This window comes from Rhizobium sp. AC44/96 (genome assembly GCF_001692185.1).
Taxonomy (GTDB): domain Bacteria; phylum Pseudomonadota; class Alphaproteobacteria; order Rhizobiales; family Rhizobiaceae; genus Rhizobium.
This window is the reverse complement of record NZ_LXKO01000037.1, coordinates 137,753-154,435: the sequence shown is the minus strand read 5'-3', so window position 1 is coordinate 154,435 and position 16,683 is coordinate 137,753. Positions and strand designations below refer to the sequence as shown.

At 60.3% G+C, this 16,683-nt stretch carries 14 protein-coding genes; 4 read left to right on the top strand and 10 right to left on the bottom strand.

Annotated elements, in window-relative coordinates; all coding sequences use genetic code 11:
- Positions 1-21: 21 nt before the first annotated feature.
- Both A6U87_RS24530 and A6U87_RS24525 read right to left on the bottom strand, forming a co-directional pair.
- Positions 22-693 (bottom strand): DsbA family oxidoreductase, encoded by a 672-nt coding sequence (locus tag A6U87_RS24530; protein WP_065693931.1) that lies wholly within the window; start codon positions 691-693, stop codon positions 22-24.
- 105 nt (positions 694-798) lie between these two features.
- Positions 799-2,604: an extracellular solute-binding protein gene (locus A6U87_RS24525; RefSeq protein WP_065693930.1), complete on the bottom strand. Its 1,806-nt coding sequence runs from the start codon at positions 2,602-2,604 to the stop codon at positions 799-801.
- Between the two features lie 270 nt (positions 2,605-2,874).
- Between A6U87_RS24525 and A6U87_RS24520 the strand changes: the two genes are divergently transcribed.
- On the top strand, positions 2,875-3,525 hold the full coding sequence (locus A6U87_RS24520; RefSeq protein ID WP_065694097.1) for an invasion associated locus B family protein: 651 nt from the start codon (positions 2,875-2,877) through the stop codon (positions 3,523-3,525).
- A gap of 114 nt (positions 3,526-3,639) precedes the next feature.
- Here the strand turns inward: A6U87_RS24520 and hspQ are convergent, their stop codons facing one another.
- From hspQ to A6U87_RS24505, 3 genes are all read right to left on the bottom strand, one after another.
- Positions 3,640-3,969: a heat shock protein HspQ gene (hspQ, locus tag A6U87_RS24515; RefSeq protein WP_065693929.1), complete on the bottom strand. Its 330-nt coding sequence runs from the start codon at positions 3,967-3,969 to the stop codon at positions 3,640-3,642.
- A gap of 152 nt (positions 3,970-4,121) precedes the next feature.
- Positions 4,122-5,531, bottom strand: a complete 1,410-nt coding sequence (gene glnA / locus A6U87_RS24510) for a type I glutamate--ammonia ligase (RefSeq protein ID WP_065693928.1) — start codon at positions 5,529-5,531, stop codon at positions 4,122-4,124.
- 57 nt (positions 5,532-5,588) lie between these two features.
- Complete coding sequence (locus A6U87_RS24505; protein ID WP_018900556.1) at positions 5,589-5,927, bottom strand: P-II family nitrogen regulator; 339 nt, start codon at positions 5,925-5,927, stop codon at positions 5,589-5,591.
- A 341-nt stretch (positions 5,928-6,268) separates the two neighbouring features.
- Between A6U87_RS24505 and A6U87_RS24500 the strand changes: the two genes are divergently transcribed.
- A complete protein-coding gene (locus A6U87_RS24500) occupies positions 6,269-7,744 on the top strand; it encodes an NAD(P)H-hydrate dehydratase (protein ID WP_065693927.1) in 1,476 nt (491 codons plus the stop codon).
- Between the two features lie 6 nt (positions 7,745-7,750).
- Here the strand turns inward: A6U87_RS24500 and A6U87_RS24495 are convergent, their stop codons facing one another.
- Genes A6U87_RS24495 through uvrA form a run of 4 tightly spaced genes read right to left on the bottom strand, consistent with a single transcriptional unit; the run spans position 7,751 to position 12,059 of the window.
- On the bottom strand, positions 7,751-8,557 hold the full coding sequence (locus tag A6U87_RS24495) for a DUF72 domain-containing protein (protein ID WP_065693926.1): 807 nt from the start codon (positions 8,555-8,557) through the stop codon (positions 7,751-7,753).
- Positions 8,554-8,817, bottom strand: a complete 264-nt coding sequence (locus A6U87_RS24490; protein WP_065693925.1) for a hypothetical protein — start codon at positions 8,815-8,817, stop codon at positions 8,554-8,556. Before A6U87_RS24490 ends, A6U87_RS24495 begins: the two co-directional genes overlap by 4 nt.
- Before the next feature lie 36 nt (positions 8,818-8,853).
- Positions 8,854-9,120 carry a DUF4258 domain-containing protein gene (locus A6U87_RS30735; protein WP_369327863.1) on the bottom strand — a complete coding sequence of 89 codons (267 nt, stop codon included), beginning with the start codon at positions 9,118-9,120 and terminating at the stop codon, positions 8,854-8,856.
- A gap of 17 nt (positions 9,121-9,137) precedes the next feature.
- A complete protein-coding gene (gene uvrA, locus A6U87_RS24480) occupies positions 9,138-12,059 on the bottom strand; it encodes an excinuclease ABC subunit UvrA (protein ID WP_065693924.1) in 2,922 nt (973 codons plus the stop codon).
- A 250-nt stretch (positions 12,060-12,309) separates the two neighbouring features.
- Between uvrA and A6U87_RS24475 the strand changes: the two genes are divergently transcribed.
- Positions 12,310-12,852 (top strand): single-stranded DNA-binding protein, encoded by a 543-nt coding sequence (locus A6U87_RS24475; protein ID WP_065693923.1) that lies wholly within the window; start codon positions 12,310-12,312, stop codon positions 12,850-12,852.
- 61 nt (positions 12,853-12,913) lie between these two features.
- On the opposite strand, the gene A6U87_RS24470 is transcribed toward A6U87_RS24475, so the two are convergent.
- Entirely contained in the window at positions 12,914-13,555 is a 642-nt protein-coding gene (locus A6U87_RS24470; RefSeq protein ID WP_065693922.1) for a MarC family protein, read from the bottom strand.
- Positions 13,556-13,780: 225 nt separating this feature from the next.
- On the opposite strand from A6U87_RS24470, the gene gyrA reads away from it, so the two are divergent.
- Positions 13,781-16,567 carry a DNA gyrase subunit A gene (gene gyrA / locus A6U87_RS24465; protein ID WP_065693921.1) on the top strand — a complete coding sequence of 929 codons (2,787 nt, stop codon included), beginning with the start codon at positions 13,781-13,783 and terminating at the stop codon, positions 16,565-16,567.
- Positions 16,568-16,683 lie beyond the last annotated feature (116 nt).

Sequence of the window (16,683 nt, the reverse complement as noted above, 5' to 3'; positions counted from 1 at the left end):
ACCATTTGGGGAATAACTCGATCAGTTCATCCCGGCGCGGGCTTCGGCCTTGGCCTTGGCGATGTCGCGCAGCGCGCCTGCGATCACGTCTGGCGTCTGGGCGCCGCTGACGGCGTATTGCTGGTCGAAGATGAAGAAGGGCACACCGTTGACGCCCATCTTCTGCGCCGATTCGATTTCCTCGACGACGAGAACCTTGTCGGCATCGGAGGTGAGCAGGGAGGCGGTCACCGCGCGGTCGAGGCCAGCTTTCTCCGCGATATCGAGCAGCACGGCGTGATCACCGACATTCAGGCCTTCCTCGAAATTCGCCTTGAACAGCGCATTGACCACCTTGTCGGCCTTGTCGCGATCCTCGATCATTGCCCAGTGAATGAGCCGGTGGGCATCGAGCGTGTTCGGGCCAATCTTGATGGCGTCGAAATTGAAATGGATTCCGACCTCACGGCCGAGATCCGTCAGCATCTTGTGACCCTGGGCCACACGCTCGGCGCCACCGAGCTTTGCTTCCAACGCCTGCTTTTGATCGACGCCTTCCGGCGGATAGTCGGGGTTGAGCCGATAGGGACGCCAGTTGATGTCGACGCCGACCTCGTCCTGAACCTCGGCGATCGCCAGTTCGAGCCGTGCCTTGCCAAGATAGCACCACGGGCAGACGACATCCGAGACGACATCGATCGTTATGCGTTCCATGGGCTTTCCTTTCCTGGATTCAGCCTTGATTCAGTGGCTTGCGTTTCCAGCCATCTAGTCGTTGAGGGCGGAGACTTCAACCAGGCAGGAAAAGAGAACCACCTCCTATTGCGCGCTCTGGTCCCACCAGGCGGGCAGCTGGTAGCCGTAGAGCGGCACGGTGTCCGGGTGGCCGATACGCTTGCTGCGCGCCACCCATTGCTTGTCGACGTGGTAGAGCGGCAGCACGTAATGGCCCGACAGCAGCATGCGGTCATGCGAGCGCACGGCGGCAGTGAAGTCTTCGGCCGAACGGGCGGTGAGGATGTGCTGGATAAGTGTGTCGACATCTGGATCGGCGACGCCGGCGAAATTGTCGGTGCCTTCCCGATCCTTCGAGGCGGACGACCAGCGGCCCAGCTGCTCGATGCCTGGCGACAGCGAAGAAGTATAGGACTTCACGATGACATCGTAGTCGAAGCTGCTGGTGCGGCTCTGATACTGCGAATCGTCGACCGTGCGGATCGACGCGCCGATCCCGAGCAGCTGCAGCGAGCGCTGGTAGGAAACCGCAAGCTTCTCCTGGTCGGTATTCTGGGTCATGATCTCGAAGATCAGGGGTCTGCCGCTGGCATCGCTCATCTTGCCGTTCTTGATCGTATAGCCTGCCTCCTTGAGCAGGGCGGCCGCCTGCTTCAGAACGTTGCGGTCGCGGCCTGAGCCGTCGGTCACAGGCAGCTTGTAGGTGCCGTCAAGAATTGCCGGATTGATGCGATCCTTGATCGGACCGAGCAGCTTCAGTTCGCGCTCGTCGGCTGGAACACCGAAACTCGAAAGCTCCGAATTCTGCCAGTAGCTTTGCGTCCTGATATAGGCGCCCGAGAACAGGTTCTTGTTTGCCCATTCGAAATCGAAGATCAGCGACAGGCCCTCGCGCAGCTTCTCATTGGCGAATACCGACCGGCGCGTGTTGAAGACGAAGCCGAACATGCCGCTCGGCAGTTTCGGTTCAAAGACATCCTTGACGACGTTGCCCGAGGTCGCCGCCGGGAAATTGTAGGCGCTCGCCCAATGGCCGGGGCTGCCATCCGGGTAGAGATCGACATCGCCCTTCTTGAAGGATTCGAAGAGCGTCGTGTCCTGCAGGAAGTATTGAACGGTGATCTGGTCGTAATTGTCCATGCCGACCTTTGCCGGAATATCCTTGCCCCAGTAGTTGGGATCGCGCTCGAAGGTGATGCTCTCGCCGGGTTTCAGCGATTTGACCTTGTACGGGCCGGAGCCGATCGGCGGCGCAAGCGAGGAGCGGTCGAAGCTGTCCGGCTTGATTGCATGCTGCGGCAGGATGGGCGTCGAACCGGCCAGGATGAGCGGGAATTCCCGATCCGCCTTGTCGTTGAATGTGAAGCGAACGCTGTGGTCGCCAACCTTCTCCATCTTCTCCACGGCATTCAATCGGGTGCTGAACGGCACACGGCCTTTTTCCTTCAGCAGGTTGAACGAGAAGATGACGTCGTCAGGCGTGACGGGCTGCCCATCCGACCACTTGGCGGCCGGATTGAGATTGAACTGGATATAGGTCCGGTCGTCGTTCCATTCGACGGATTCAGCCAGCAGTCCATACAGCGTGAACGGTTCGTCACGTGAGCGCAACATTAGCGTCTCGTAGACGAGGTTGCCGTATTCCGGATCCCACATTCCGCGCGCCGTCGTACGCATGCTCTTGAGGATGAACGGATTGAGGTTGTCGAACGTGCCGACCACGCCATAGGCGATCTTGCCGCCCTTTCTCACATCGGGATTGACGTAGGGCAGGTGCTTGAAATCGGCGGGCAGCGCCGGGGCGCCGTGCATAGCGATTCCATGCACTGGTTCGGCAACGGCTGCCTCGCAAATCAGAGTGAAGACGATGGGAAGAACGATCCGGAGCATCCCTGAAATCCTTTCCGGAAGACGGTACGATTCGGGTCCGACAGTATCATGCAGCTCAAGCAGTTCACCATCGGCAACAGATTCTTTCCGGCGATGGTCAAAACGCCAAAGAAATACTGGATATCTTTAGCGACGCAATGTAACAGGAGAACCCGAAGCCGGGGGGTCATGCATTTGCCTCATTTTTTTAAGAGGTGGGGTGCGAACAACCCTGTTGGTGAGGACGGCATATCCGCTGTCCCAATGGGATACCAGGAGACGGAATTCGTTATGTTCAAGTCTGAAAAGAAAACGCGGGCAGCTCTGTCCGTTCTGGCCGTGATGCTCGGCGCCGTAGCGGCTCCGGTGTCTTCTTTCGCGCAAGATGCGTCGGCTGACGCTCCGGCCCAGGCTGCAGGCGCCCCCCGCCTTGGCTGGTACAAGACCTGCAGCAAGCAGGAAGACAATGACGTCTGCGTTGTACAGAACGTCGTTCTCGCCGGCGGCGGTCAGCTGGTCACGGGCGTTGGCCTCATCAGCGTCACCGGCAAGATCAACAACAAGAGCCTTCAGGTTTCGGTTCCTCCGGCACGTCTGATCCCGCCAGGCATCGCGATGCAGATCGACGGTGGCAAGGCCCAGAAGATCGACTACCTGATGTGCATGCCTGACCGTTGCGTCGCCCAGATCCCGCTGACCGACGCGATGATCGCAAGCCTGAAGAAGGGCACGGATCTCGTGCTGACCTCGATCAACTTCCGCCGCGCGCCGAACCCGATCAAGATTTCGCTTGAAGGCTTCACCGGTGCATACGACGGCGAGGCTGTATCTCAGTCGAAGCTGGCCGAAAGCCAGAAGAGCCTGCAGGACAGCATGCAGAAGAAGGCTGACGAAGCGCGCAAGAAGCTTGAAGACGCTCAGAAGGCTGCCAAGGCTCAGTAATCTGATCCTCTTGGAATTCACGAAGAACCCGGCTCCAGGCCGGGTTTTTTGTTGCCGGAAGGGCAAAGAAAAAACCCCGCCGGGAAGCGGGGTTTGAATTGAGTATGCTTGGAGTTAGTGGGCGAAGCTCATCTTGGGTTTGAACTGCCCGGTCGGCGCCATATCGAAGATCTGATAGACCTGTTCGTTGCGGAGCGGGACGCCGCTCTCGTCATTCACGAGGTTCTGCTCTGACACGTAGGCAACGTATTCGTTCTCGTCATTTTCGGCGAGCAGATGGTAGAAGGGTTGGTCCTTGCTAGGGCGCACTTCGGCGGGGATTGAGTTCCACCATTCTTCCGTGTTCGCAAATTCCGGATCGACATCGAAGATGACGCCGCGAAACGGAAATACCTTGTGCCGAACCACTTCACCGATACTGAACTTAGCTGTTTTTTCTTTCATGGTACGACTTCCTTTCATCACCTGATTTGGTGATTGGTCTCACTCAAATCAAGATTTGTGCGAGATCTCGTCACATGAGTGTCACATCCGCATAGATCGTCCGTGACGTCGGGCAGGCAAGAAGCCCCGGAAGACCGGGGCTTCTTCTATCATCAGGCAGAATAGTACATGTCGTATTCGACGGGATGCGGGGTCATGTCGTAGCGCATGACCTCGATCATCTTCAGCTCGATGAAGCTGTCGATCTGGTCGTCGTCGAACACGCCGCCGGCGGTCAGGAACTTGCGATCCTTGTCGAGGCTCTCCAGAGCTTCGCGCAGCGAGCCGCAAACCGTCGGGATCTTCTTCAGTTCCTTCGGCGGCAGGTCGTAGAGATCCTTGTCCATGGCCTTGCCGGGATGGATCTTGTTCTTGATGCCGTCGAGGCCGGCCATCAGCATCGCTGCGAAGGCGAGGTAGGGGTTCGCCATCGGATCCGGGAAGCGGACTTCGACGCGCTTTGCCTTCGGGTTGTTGCCGAACGGAATGCGGCACGAGGCCGAACGGTTGCGGGCCGAGTAGGCGAGCAGGACCGGTGCCTCATAGCCCGGGACGAGACGCTTGTAGGAGTTCGTCGACGGGTTGGTGAAGGCATTCAGCGCCTTGGCGTGCTTGATGACGCCGCCGATGAAATAGAGGCAGCTCTCGGACAGGCCTGCGTATTCGTCACCGGCGAAGCTCGGCTTGCCGCCCTTCCAGATCGAAAGGTGGACGTGCATGCCAGAGCCGTTGTCGCCGAAGATCGGCTTCGGCATGAAGGTTGCCGTCTTGCCGTAGGCATTGGCGACCTGGTGCACGACGTACTTGTAGATCTGCATCTTGTCGGCGTTGCGAACGAGCGTGTCGAACTTGATGCCGAGCTCGTGCTGGGCAGCCGCCACTTCATGGTGGTGCTTCTCGACGACGACGCCCATCTCCGACAGGACGGTCAGCATTTCGGAGCGCATGTCCTGGCAGCTGTCGATCGGCGGAACCGGGAAGTAGCCGCCCTTGACGCGCGGACGGTGGCCCAGGTTGCCGGTCTCGTATTCGGTGTCGTCGTTGGACGGCAGTTCGGTGGAGTCGAGCTTGAAGCCGGTGTTGTAGGGGTCTGCCTTGTAGCGAACGTCATCGAAAATGAAGAACTCTGCTTCAGGACCGACGAATACGGTGTCGCCGATGCCCGACGCCTTGAGGTAGGCTTCGGCCTTCTTGGCGGTGCCGCGCGGGTCGCGGTTATAGGCTTCGCCCGAAACCGGGTCCAGGATATCGCAGAGGATGACCATGGTGGACTGCGCGAAGAACGGATCCATGTGAACCGTTTCGGGGTCCGGCATCAACACCATGTCGGATTCGTTGATAGCCTTCCAGCCGCCGATCGAGGAGCCGTCGAACATGACGCCATCGGCGAACATGTCTTCGTCGACGCAAACCACATCCATCGTTACGTGCTGCAGCTTGCCCTTCGGGTCAGTAAAGCGCAGGTCAACGAACTTGACGTCGTTATCCTTGATTTGCTTGAGGATTTCGCTTGCGGTCGCCATTAAATAGTTCCTTTATTTGAGATGACGATACGTTGTTTCGCCGGAGGGCGACAAAGGTCAGATGGCATCGACACCGGTTTCGCCGGTGCGGATACGGATGACCTCTTCGATATTGGATACAAAAATCTTGCCGTCGCCAATACGTCCGGTCTGCGCGGCCTTGCGGATCGCGTCGATTACGGCTTCCGCGTTCTCGTCGGCGAGGACGACTTCGACCTTCACCTTCGGCAGGAAGTCGACGACGTATTCCGCGCCACGGTAGAGTTCCGTATGGCCTTTCTGACGACCGAAGCCCTTCGCTTCCGTGACTGTAATACCCTGCAGGCCAACTTCCTGAAGGGCTTCCTTCACTTCGTCCAGCTTGAAGGGCTTAATGATCGCTTCGATCTTTTTCATGAGAAAATGACTCTCCGCTTCTCCTGTTATAGCAGGTCGATACCCACCCGCTGACATGATGCAGTTATCGTGCCAGTTGGAAAGCGGAATTTTCGGAAAATTGGTCGCCGCGGGCTGAAAATGGCCGGAATTCAAGCAAGATCGGTGCATTCTTCGCCGAAATGCGCGAAAAATAATGCCGATTGAAGAAAAAACCGTGCAAATTCATAATATTTGCGGTCGCTTATAAGGCGTAGATGCATTCATGATAATTCTAAAAAATAGGCAAATGATTAAATAGTGATCATCATCATTCTTCGGCAAACGGTTGTTATTTAGGCGGTTTCTGATTGAATGCCTCCATGAACCAGAGTCTCGCGCACCTCCTTTTATCACCCTCCGAAATGGCTGCTGTCGATGCGGCTGCCGCCGCATCCGGCATCGACAACTTTGGCTTGATGCTGCGTGCGGGGGCCGGCGTGGGCGCCGCCTTTCTCCGGTTCCACTCAGGGGCTGTCCGCGCGGTCGTCCTCTGTGGCCCAGGCAACAATGGCGGCGATGGCTATGTGGCGGCGCGGTGCCTTGCGGATAGCGGCGTAGACGTCAATGTGTTTCATCTGGGCGACCCGGCGCGGCTGAAAGGCGACGCAGCGCGGGCGCGCGATGGCTGGGGTGAACAGACGTCGCCGCTCGAGGGCTACCAGCCGGCGACGGGAGACGTGGTGATCGATGCGCTCTTTGGCGCCGGGTTGAGCCGCGACGTACCCGAGGCCGTTGCTGCCGTGATTGGGCGTGTCGCGTCAGCACGCGTGCCTGTGCTCGCCGTGGACCTGCCGTCTGGCCTCGACGGACGAACCGGCGCGGTTCTCGGTGCAGCATTTGTTGCCGAGCGGACGATTACGTTCATGACCCGGAAACCCGGTCATCTTCTGCTGCCGGGCCGGGAGTTGTGCGGATCGCTGGAGGTGCTGGATATCGCCATACCGGCACGCATCGTGCGGGCTGAGGCGAAGGGACAGGTTGCCGAGAACCTGCCCGAACGCTGGATGCCAACGCTGCATTCAGCGGGGCAGGAGACCCACAAGTACACGCGCGGTCATTTGGCCGTGTTTTCGGGCGGTGCCGGCAAGACAGGCGCTGCGCGAATGTCAGCGATGGCGGGGCTGCGGGCCGGCGCCGGGCTTGCGACGATCGCAGCGCCGAGCGAGGCGATGGCGGAAAATGCGACGCATCTGACAGCGGTCATGCTGCATGCCATCGACAGCGAGGCAGATCTCCTCACATGGCTGCAAGACGAACGGCTGCAGACATTCGTTCTCGGGCCCGGCTTCGGCGCCGGTGCCAAAGCGCGCGCCTTTGTGGCCGCGCTTCGCGAGCGTCGCCTGGTTCTCGATGCCGACGGCATCTCGTCGTTTCGGGAAGACCCCGCAGAGCTGTTCGGCCTGTTTGCGGATGGAGAGACCCGATTGATCATGACCCCGCATGGCGGCGAATTCGGCCGGCTCTTTCCTGATATCGCCGAGGATGCGACGCTCGGCAAGGTCGACAAGGCCCAGAAAGCGGCCGCCCGCGCCAATGCCGCTATCGTTTTCAAGGGAGCCGATACAGTGATCGCCGCCCCCGATGGCCGTGCGTTGATCAACGCCAACGCACCGGCCTGGCTCGCCACTGCCGGATCAGGCGATGTGCTCGCCGGCATTATCGGCGCATTGATGGCGCAGGGGATGCCTGCATTCGAGGCGGCAGCAGCCGGCGTTTACCTGCACGGAGAGGCTGGGACCCGAGCAGGCAAGGGCCTGACGGCCGAGGACCTCGTTTCGCATGTCCTGCCGCTTTGAGGGGCGCTAGCCGGAGACTGCTTCCTGCAGCGCGATCGCACCAAATGGTGCATTGACCTTGCCCTCGTGAATCATGAAGGCGAAGACGTCGCGCGGTTCCTGCTTCACCGTGCGGTTAGCGTCGATCAACGGCAGGTCATCCGGCACCTTGCCGGCAGCCCATGTCTCCAGCCGTTTTGCCCAGGCTTTCAAATCACTCGGCGGGTAGCAGGTCTTGATTTCGTCCGAGCCTTTCTGCAGCCGCGCATAGACGAAATCGGCCGTGACGTCGGCGACCATCGGATAGTCGAAATGCTCTGCGCAGACCGGCGCAACGCCGTATTTCGCGAGCAGCGCGACGAACTCCGGCACCTTGAAGGAATCGTGGCGGACCTCGACGACGTGCTTCAGCGGCAGGCCGTCCTGCTTGCTTGGCAGGAGCTTGAGGAAGCTCTCGAAATCGTCCGGCTCGAACTTCTTGGTCGGCGCAAACTGCCAGAGGATAGGCCCGAGATGAGGACCGAGTTCGACAATGCCCTGGCCGAGAAAGCGCTCGACCGATTCACCGGCTTCCGCGAGGATCTTGCGATTGGTGCTGAAGCGGCTGGCCTTCAGTGAAAATATGAAGCCCTCGGGCACATCGGCCGCCCACTTGGCAAAGGTTTCCGGCTTCTGGGAGCTGTAATAAGTTCCGTTGACCTCGATGACTTTCAGCTGACGGCTGGCATAGTGCAGCTCGTCCTTCTGCTTGAGGTCTGAGGGAAAGAAGTGGTTGCGCCACGGCTCGAACGTCCAGCCGCCGATGCCGACGCGAATAGTGCCGGATTTTGTCATGAGTTGAATCCATCCTGTTCGTTTTCGCCAAAACCGCTTTTCGAATAGTCAGCCTCGTGCGGCACCAGCCGAAAAACGCGGGCATCCTTCTCTGCACGTTCGAAATCGCGATCACGAAGAGCGCGGCGTACGCGATCCAGCTTGCGGATATCCTCCGGGCTTACCGTCGGAGACCATTCACCACCGTCGTCGTGAAGCTCCACAACGACCTCAGCGGCAAATTCCCCTTCACGAATGAGCTGCGACGCCTGTCTCGTCATTGCGGCTTCCTCCTGGTGAAATCGTCATTCCAGCGATCAGGATCGGGAATGTAGGCGGTAATCAAGACGGCCGGCTAAGTCGCACCGGCAGGGGATGCCCCAAAGCAGATGAATGGGTCCTCCCCGCTCGTCTGTCTGGAGGACCAAAACGCATGGTCCCTTATGATACTGCGGATACTCTTCCACGGGGACAGCGGAAGATATTCCTGTGACCAACGGTTCGATCAGCAGATCGTCGTTCAACAGCTCCTTCAGTGCGTGCGCAGATATCCTGAACTTGTCGTCAGCGATCAGCGCGCGCACCGTGGAGAGGATATCGCTCACTCCGCCGCCTGGACCTTCTTCACCGGCCGCCGTTCCAGCAACTCCTTGAGGAACTGACCGGTATAGGAGCGCTTCTCCTTGACGATTGCCTCGGGTGTTCCCGATGCAACAATCTCGCCACCGCCATCGCCACCTTCTGGTCCGAAATCGAGGACCCAGTCGGCCGTCTTGATGACCTCGAGGTTGTGCTCGATGACCACGACGGAATTGCCCTGATTGACGAGTTCATGCAGCATCTCGAGCAGCTTGGCGACGTCGTGGAAGTGCAAGCCTGTCGTCGGCTCATCGAGGATGTAAAGCGTGCGCCCGGTCGAACGCTTCGACAGCTCCTTGGCTAGCTTGACGCGCTGGGCCTCGCCGCCCGACAGCGTGTTCGCCTGCTGGCCGACCTTGATATAGCCGAGGCCCACGTCCTTCAGCGCCTGCAGCTTGTCGCGCACGGCAGGGACGGCTGCGAAGAAGTCGACGCCTTCCTCGACGGTCATGTCGAGCACGTCCGCGATCGATTTCTGCTTGAAGGTGACGTCGAGCGTTTCGCGGTTGTAGCGCTTGCCGTGGCAGACGTCGCAAGTGACGTAGACGTCGGGCAGGAAGTGCATCTCGATCTTGATGACGCCGTCGCCTTGGCACGCCTCGCAGCGGCCGCCCTTGACGTTGAAGGAGAAGCGGCCTGGCTGGTAGCCACGCGCCTTGGCTTCCGGCAAGCCGGCGAACCAGTCGCGGATCGGCGTGAAGGCGCCGGTATAGGTTGCCGGGTTGGAGCGCGGCGTGCGGCCGATCGGCGACTGATCGATGTCGATGACCTTGTCGATGTGCTCGAAGCCGTCGATGCGGTCGTGATCAGCAGGGATTTCGCGCGCGCCCATGACACGACGGGCCGCGGACTTGTAGAGCGTCTCGATCAGGAAGGTGGACTTGCCGCCACCGGACACACCCGTGACCGCGGTGAAGACGCCGAGCGGAATCGATGCCGTGACGTTCTTCAGGTTGTTGCCGCGGGCACCGACGACCTTGATTTCCTTACCCTTCTTTACCTTACGGCGTTCGTCGGGAACGGGCACGCCAAGCTCGCCCGACAGGTATTTACCGGTCAGTGACTTTGGGTTGGCCATGATATCCTGCGGCGTGCCATGGGCGATGACCTCACCGCCATGAATGCCGGCCGCCGGCCCGATGTCGACGACGTCGTCGGCCGTCAGGATAGCGTCTTCGTCATGCTCGACGACGATAACCGTGTTGCCGATGTCGCGCAGGTGCTTCAGCGTCTCCAGCAGGCGGGCATTGTCTCGCTGGTGCAGGCCGATTGACGGCTCGTCGAGCACGTAGAGAACGCCGGTCAGGCCTGACCCGATCTGCGAGGCGAGGCGGATACGCTGGCTCTCGCCGCCCGACAGCGTGCCGGAATTACGCGATAGGCTCAGATATTCGAGGCCGACATCGTTGAGGAAGCGCAGGCGGTCCCTGATTTCCTTGAGGATCCGGACGGCGATCTCGTTTTGCTTGGCGTTGAAACTGCCAGGCAGTGTTTCGAACCAGTCGCGGGCGACGCGGATCGACATGTCGGTGACTTGGCCGATATGCAGCTTGTTGACCTTCACGGCTAGCGCTTCAGGCTTCAGACGGAAGCCGTTGCAGGACGGGCAGGGTGCCGCCGACATGTAGCGCTCGATTTCCTCGCGCGCCCAGGCGCTGTCGGTTTCCTTCCAGCGGCGCTCAAGGTTGGTGATGATGCCTTCGAAGTTCTTGTGCGTGGTGTAGGAGCGCGCACCGTCGGCATAATGGAACTCGATCTTCTCGTCCGTCCCGTTGAGGATGACGTCCTGCGCTGTTGCCGAGAGGTCGTTCCAGCGAGCGCCGAGCTTGAAGCCGAAATGCTTGCCGAGTGCTTCGAGCGTCTGGTTGTAATAGGGAGACGACGATTTGGCCCACGGGGCAATCGCGCCGTCGCGCAATGTCCGTTCGGGTTCCGGCACGATCAGGTTGGCGTCGATCTTCTGCTGGGCGCCGAGGCCGTCGCAGGTCGGGCAGGCACCGGCCGGATTGTTGAACGAGAACAGTCGCGGCTCGATTTCCGAAATCGTGAAGCCGGAGACGGGGCAGGCGAATTTTTCGGAAAACAGCACGCGCTCATGCGTTTCGTTGAGCGACTTGTTGGCCGAGCCGCCGGCGGCGGTTTCCTCCGGTGGCAGCGGCTTGTCGGCGAATTCGGCGATCGCGAGGCCGTCGGCGAGCTTCAGCGAGGTCTCCAGGCTGTCGGCGAGGCGCGCCGAGACATCGGCGCGCACGACGACGCGGTCGACGACGATATCAATGTCGTGCTTGTACTTCTTGTCGAGCGCGGGCGCATCGGCGATCTCGTAGAACTGGCCATCGATCTTGACGCGCTGGAAGCCCTTCTTCATGAGCTCCGCGAGTTCCTTCTTGTACTCGCCCTTGCGGCCGCGCACGAGCGGCGCGAGGATGAAGAGGCGCGTGCCTTCCTCGAAGGCGAGGATGCGATCGACCATCTGGCTGACGGTCTGGCTCTCGATCGGCAGGCCGGTGGCCGGCGAATAGGGGACGCCGACGCGGGCGAAGAGCAGGCGCATATAGTCGTAGATTTCGGTGACGGTACCGACCGTCGAGCGCGGGTTGCGCGAGGTCGTCTTCTGCTCGATCGAGATCGCCGGCGAGAGGCCGTCGATCTGGTCGACATCTGGCTTCTGCATCATTTCGAGGAACTGGCGGGCATAGGCCGACAGGCTCTCGACGTAGCGGCGCTGGCCCTCGGCATAGATGGTGTCGAAGGCGAGCGAGGATTTGCCCGATCCCGACAGCCCCGTCATGACGATAAGCTTGTTGCGCGGCAGATCGAGGTCGATGCCCTTCAGATTGTGCTCGCGCGCGCCACGGATTGAAATCGTCTTCAGTTCGCTCATCGTCTTCTGCTTCTGTGCTGGAACAAGCCCCTTATTTAGTGATGCCGACTGGCGAGTCGAGGCTGAATGTCCATCTGGTGCAAGGTTTTCGATTCGGTTGACAGGATCATAGGGATTAAATAGAACAAATAAAGAACAAAATTCCTTGTGGATGAACCGGCAATGGACGCCCATAGGCGGCGCGCTATAGTTTAAGGTACATCGATTATTTCAAGCGCCGCCGGGCAGGGCGGCAGGTAGGGTGAAAAGTATGGCTGGCAGCGTAAACAAGGTAATTCTGATCGGAAACGTGGGCGCTGACCCCGAAATCCGGCGCACGCAGGATGGCCGGCCGATCGCCAACCTTCGTATCGCGACGTCCGATACGTGGCGCGACCGCAACTCCGGCGAACGCCGCGAGAAGACGGAATGGCACAATGTCGTCGTCTTCAACGAAGGTCTCTGCAAGGTCGTCGAGCAGTATGTGAAGAAGGGCGCCAAGCTCTATATCGAAGGCGCGCTGCAGACCCGCAAGTGGCAGGACCAGCAGGGTCAGGACCGCTATTCCACGGAAGTGGTGCTGCAGGGCTTCGGCTCGACGCTGACCATGCTCGACGGGCGCGGCGAAGGCGGCGGTGCAAGCTCCGGCTTCGGCGGCGGTGGTCGCAGCAACAACAGCAATGACTACGGTGGTGGCAGTGGTGGTGGCTACGGTGACGACTACGGCGCGCCGTCGCAATCGTCGGGCCGTGGTGGCGCGTCCTCCGGCGGCGGCAACTTCTCGCGCGATCTCGACGACGATATCCCGTTCTGATCGGACGTTCGCATCAAGCTTTGAGACGGCGCGCCTTGGGTGCGCCGTTTTCGTTTTGAGGTCAGACCGGCGGGGCGAGGTTCATCACCGACTTGACGCCGTCGACGACAAACTGCGTCGCCAGAGCGGCCAGGATGACGCCGAGCAGGCGGGTCAGGATCGCCCGGCCGGTAACGCCGAGGAAGCGGTCGAGCCTGTCTGCGATGAGAAGCGCCAGGAACAGGAGCATCAGGCTGGCGGCAATGACCATGATCAGCTGCGCCCGCTCGAAGGACGTCTGCATAGAGCCTGCTATCAGGATGGTCGCGGAGATGGCGCCAGGGCCTGAAATCAGCGGTATGGCCAGCGGAAACACCGAGATGTTGTGGATGTGGTCGATGGTGATGGCTGCCGTGCTGGTCTTTTCCTTTCGGTCCTGACGCTTCTCGAAGACCATCTCGAAGGCAATCCAGAAAAGCAGCAGCCCGCCGGCGATGCGGAACGCGCCGATCGAAATGCCGAGCACACCAAGCACGCTGGAGCCGAACAGGGCAAAGACCGCCAGGATGATGAAGGCGATGACCGAACCGCGGATCGCGACCTGTTTGCGCTGGCTCCGGCTCATGCCTGTCGTCAGGCCCAGAAAGATCGGCGCAAGCCCCGGCGGATCGATGGTCACCAGCAGTGTGGTGAAGGCGTTGATCAATTGGTCCGCGCTTGCCATCGTGTCTCCCTGAGCCCATATAACGCCACGGTTCCGAGCGATTGTGATGCGGAGAAATGGATTTGGCAAACAGCTCCGCTCGCATGACGTGAGGACGGCCGCAAAACCCTTGTTTTGCCCTCATAAGACCGCAAAAGACTGTTCAAAACCCTTGGCAAAATTGGCGTACTAACAGCCTTTCCGCTATAAATCTTCAAGTGATTCTAGAAGAGATCGTGATCCGTTTTGACTGAGCAAACACCCCCCGGCGGCGGGAAGCTCCCGCCAGGCATCGAGCCCATCTCCATTATGGAGGAAATGCAGCGGTCGTATCTCGATTACGCGATGAGCGTTATCGTCAGCCGCGCTTTGCCCGATGTGCGCGACGGCCTCAAGCCTGTGCATCGGCGCATCCTCTACGGCATGTCGGAACTCGGCATCGACTGGAACAAGAAATACGTCAAATGCGCCCGCGTTACCGGGGACGTGATGGGTAAATACCATCCGCACGGCAACTCGGCGATTTACGACGCTCTTGCCCGTATGGCGCAGGACTGGTCTCTTCGCCTGCCGCTGATCGACGGCCAGGGCAACTTCGGCTCCGTTGACGGCGATCCGCCGGCGGCTGAACGCTACACCGAATGCCGCCTGGAAAAGGCCGCGCATTCGCTGCTCGACGATCTCGACAAGGAAACGGTCGATTTCCGCGACAACTACGACGGCACGCTATCCGAGCCCGTGGTCGTTCCCGCGAAATTCCCGAACCTCCTGGTCAACGGGGCAGGCGGTATCGCCGTCGGTATGGCGACGAACATTCCGCCGCACAATCTCGTCGAAGTCATCAACGGTTGCGTGGCGCTGATCGACAATCCGGCAATTGAACTGCCGGAGATCATGGAAATCATCCCGGGCCCCGACTTCCCGACGGGCGCCAAGATCCTCGGTCGTTCGGGCATTCGCTCGGCCTATGAAACCGGCCGCGGCTCCGTCATCATGCGTGGCGTCGCGACCATCGAGCCGATGCGCGGCGATCGCGAGCAGATCATCATCACCGAGATCCCGTATCAGGTGAACAAGTCGACGATGATCGAGAAGATGGCCGAACTGGTGCGCGACAAGCGTATCGAGGGCATCTCCGACCTTCGCGACGAATCCGACCGCCAGGGCTACCGCGTCGTCGTCGAGCTGAAGCGCGACGCCAACGCCGACGTGATCCTGAACCAGCTTTACCGTTACACGCCGCTGCAGACCTCCTTCGGCTGCAACATGGTGGCGCTGAACGGCGGCAAGCCGGAGCAGCTGACGCTGCTCGACATGCTGCGCGCATTCGTTTCGTTCCGCGAGGAAGTTGTTAGCCGGAGAACGAAATTCCTTCTCCGCAAGGCTCGCGAACGCGCTCACGTCTTGGTCGGTCTGGCCATTGCTGTTGCCAATATCGACGAAGTCATCCGGGTTATCCGGCAGGCTCCGGATCCGCAGTCGGCCCGCGAAGAGCTGATGACGCGCCGCTGGCCGGCGCATGACGTCGAAAGCCTGATCCGCCTGATCGACGATCCGCGCCACCGCATCAACGAGGACATGACGTACAACCTCTCGGAAGAGCAGGCGCGCGCCATCCTCGAACTGCGTCTCGCTCGCCTGACAGCTCTTGGCCGCGACGAAATCGGCGACGAGCTCAACAAGATCGGCGAGGAAATCAAGGATTACCTCGAGATCCTGTCGTCGCGCGTCCGCATCCAGACGATCGTCAAGGACGAGCTCGCTGCCGTTCGCGACGAGTTCGGCACGCCGCGCCGCACCGAGATCATGGATGGCGGTCTCGAGATGGACGATGAGGATCTCATCGCCCGCGAGGACATGGTCGTCACTGTCTCGCATCTCGGCTACATCAAGCGCGTACCGCTGAGCACCTATCGCGCGCAGCGCCGCGGCGGCAAGGGCCGCTCCGGCATGGCGACACGCGATGAGGATTTTGTTAGCCAGCTATTCGTTCTGAACACGCATACGCCGGTTCTGTTCTTCTCGTCACGCGGTATCGTCTACAAGGAGAAGGTCTATCGCCTGCCGATCGGAACACCGACGTCGCGTGGCAAGGCGCTGATCAACATGCTGCCGCTTGAACCAGGCGAGCGCATCACCACCGTTCTGCCGTTGCCAGAGGATGAAGACAGCTGGGATAGCCTGGACGTCATGTTCTCGACGACGCGTGGCACGGTGCGCCGCAACAAGCTGTCGGACTTCGTCCAGGTCAACCGTAACGGCAAGATCGCGATGAAGCTCGAGGAAGAGGGCGACGAGATCCTTTCCGTCGAAACCTGCACCGAGCATGACGACGTGCTTCTGACGACCGCGCTCGGCCAGTGCATCCGCTTCTCGGTCGACGACGTCCGCGTCTTTGCGGGCCGGAATTCGATCGGCGTCCGCGGCATCAACCTTGGCGAAGGCGACCGTATCATTTCGATGACGATCGTCAGCCACGTCGATGCTGAGCCATGGGAGCGTGCGGCCTACCTCAAGCGGGCTGCGAACGAACGCCGCCTGACGACGGGCGACGCCGAAGAAATCTCGCTGGTCGGCGAAGAAGTCACCGAAGAGGGACAGCTGGGCGACGAACGCTACGAAGAGCTGAAGGCGCGGGAGCAGTTCGTCCTGACCGTTTCCGAAAAGGGCTTCGGCAAGCGCTCCTCGTCCTACGACTTCCGTATTTCGGGACGCGGCGGCAAGGGTATCCGTGCCACGGACACGTCGAAGACGGCGGAGATCGGCGAACTCGTCGCGGCCTTCCCGGTCGACGAAGGCGACCAGATCATGCTCGTTTCCGATGGCGGTCAGTTGATCCGCGTGCCGGTCGGCGGCATCCGCATCGCCAGCCGTGCGACCAAGGGTGTCACGATCTTCTCAACCGCGAAGGACGAGAAGGTGGTGTCCGTCGAGCGCATCAGCGAACCGGAGGAAGAGTCCGAGGACGCCGAGGGAAATGGTGACGACAACGTCGTTGCAGCTGGCGAGGAAACGCCTGACGCGGAAGCTTAAGGCGTAGGCGGTTCGAGTTCTGACCGCTTGATGCTGAACAAATAGAGCCCGGGACGATCGCTGGTATCGTCCCGGGCTTTTCTATGGGCAGTGACCAGTCGTCACGAGAGTGGGAG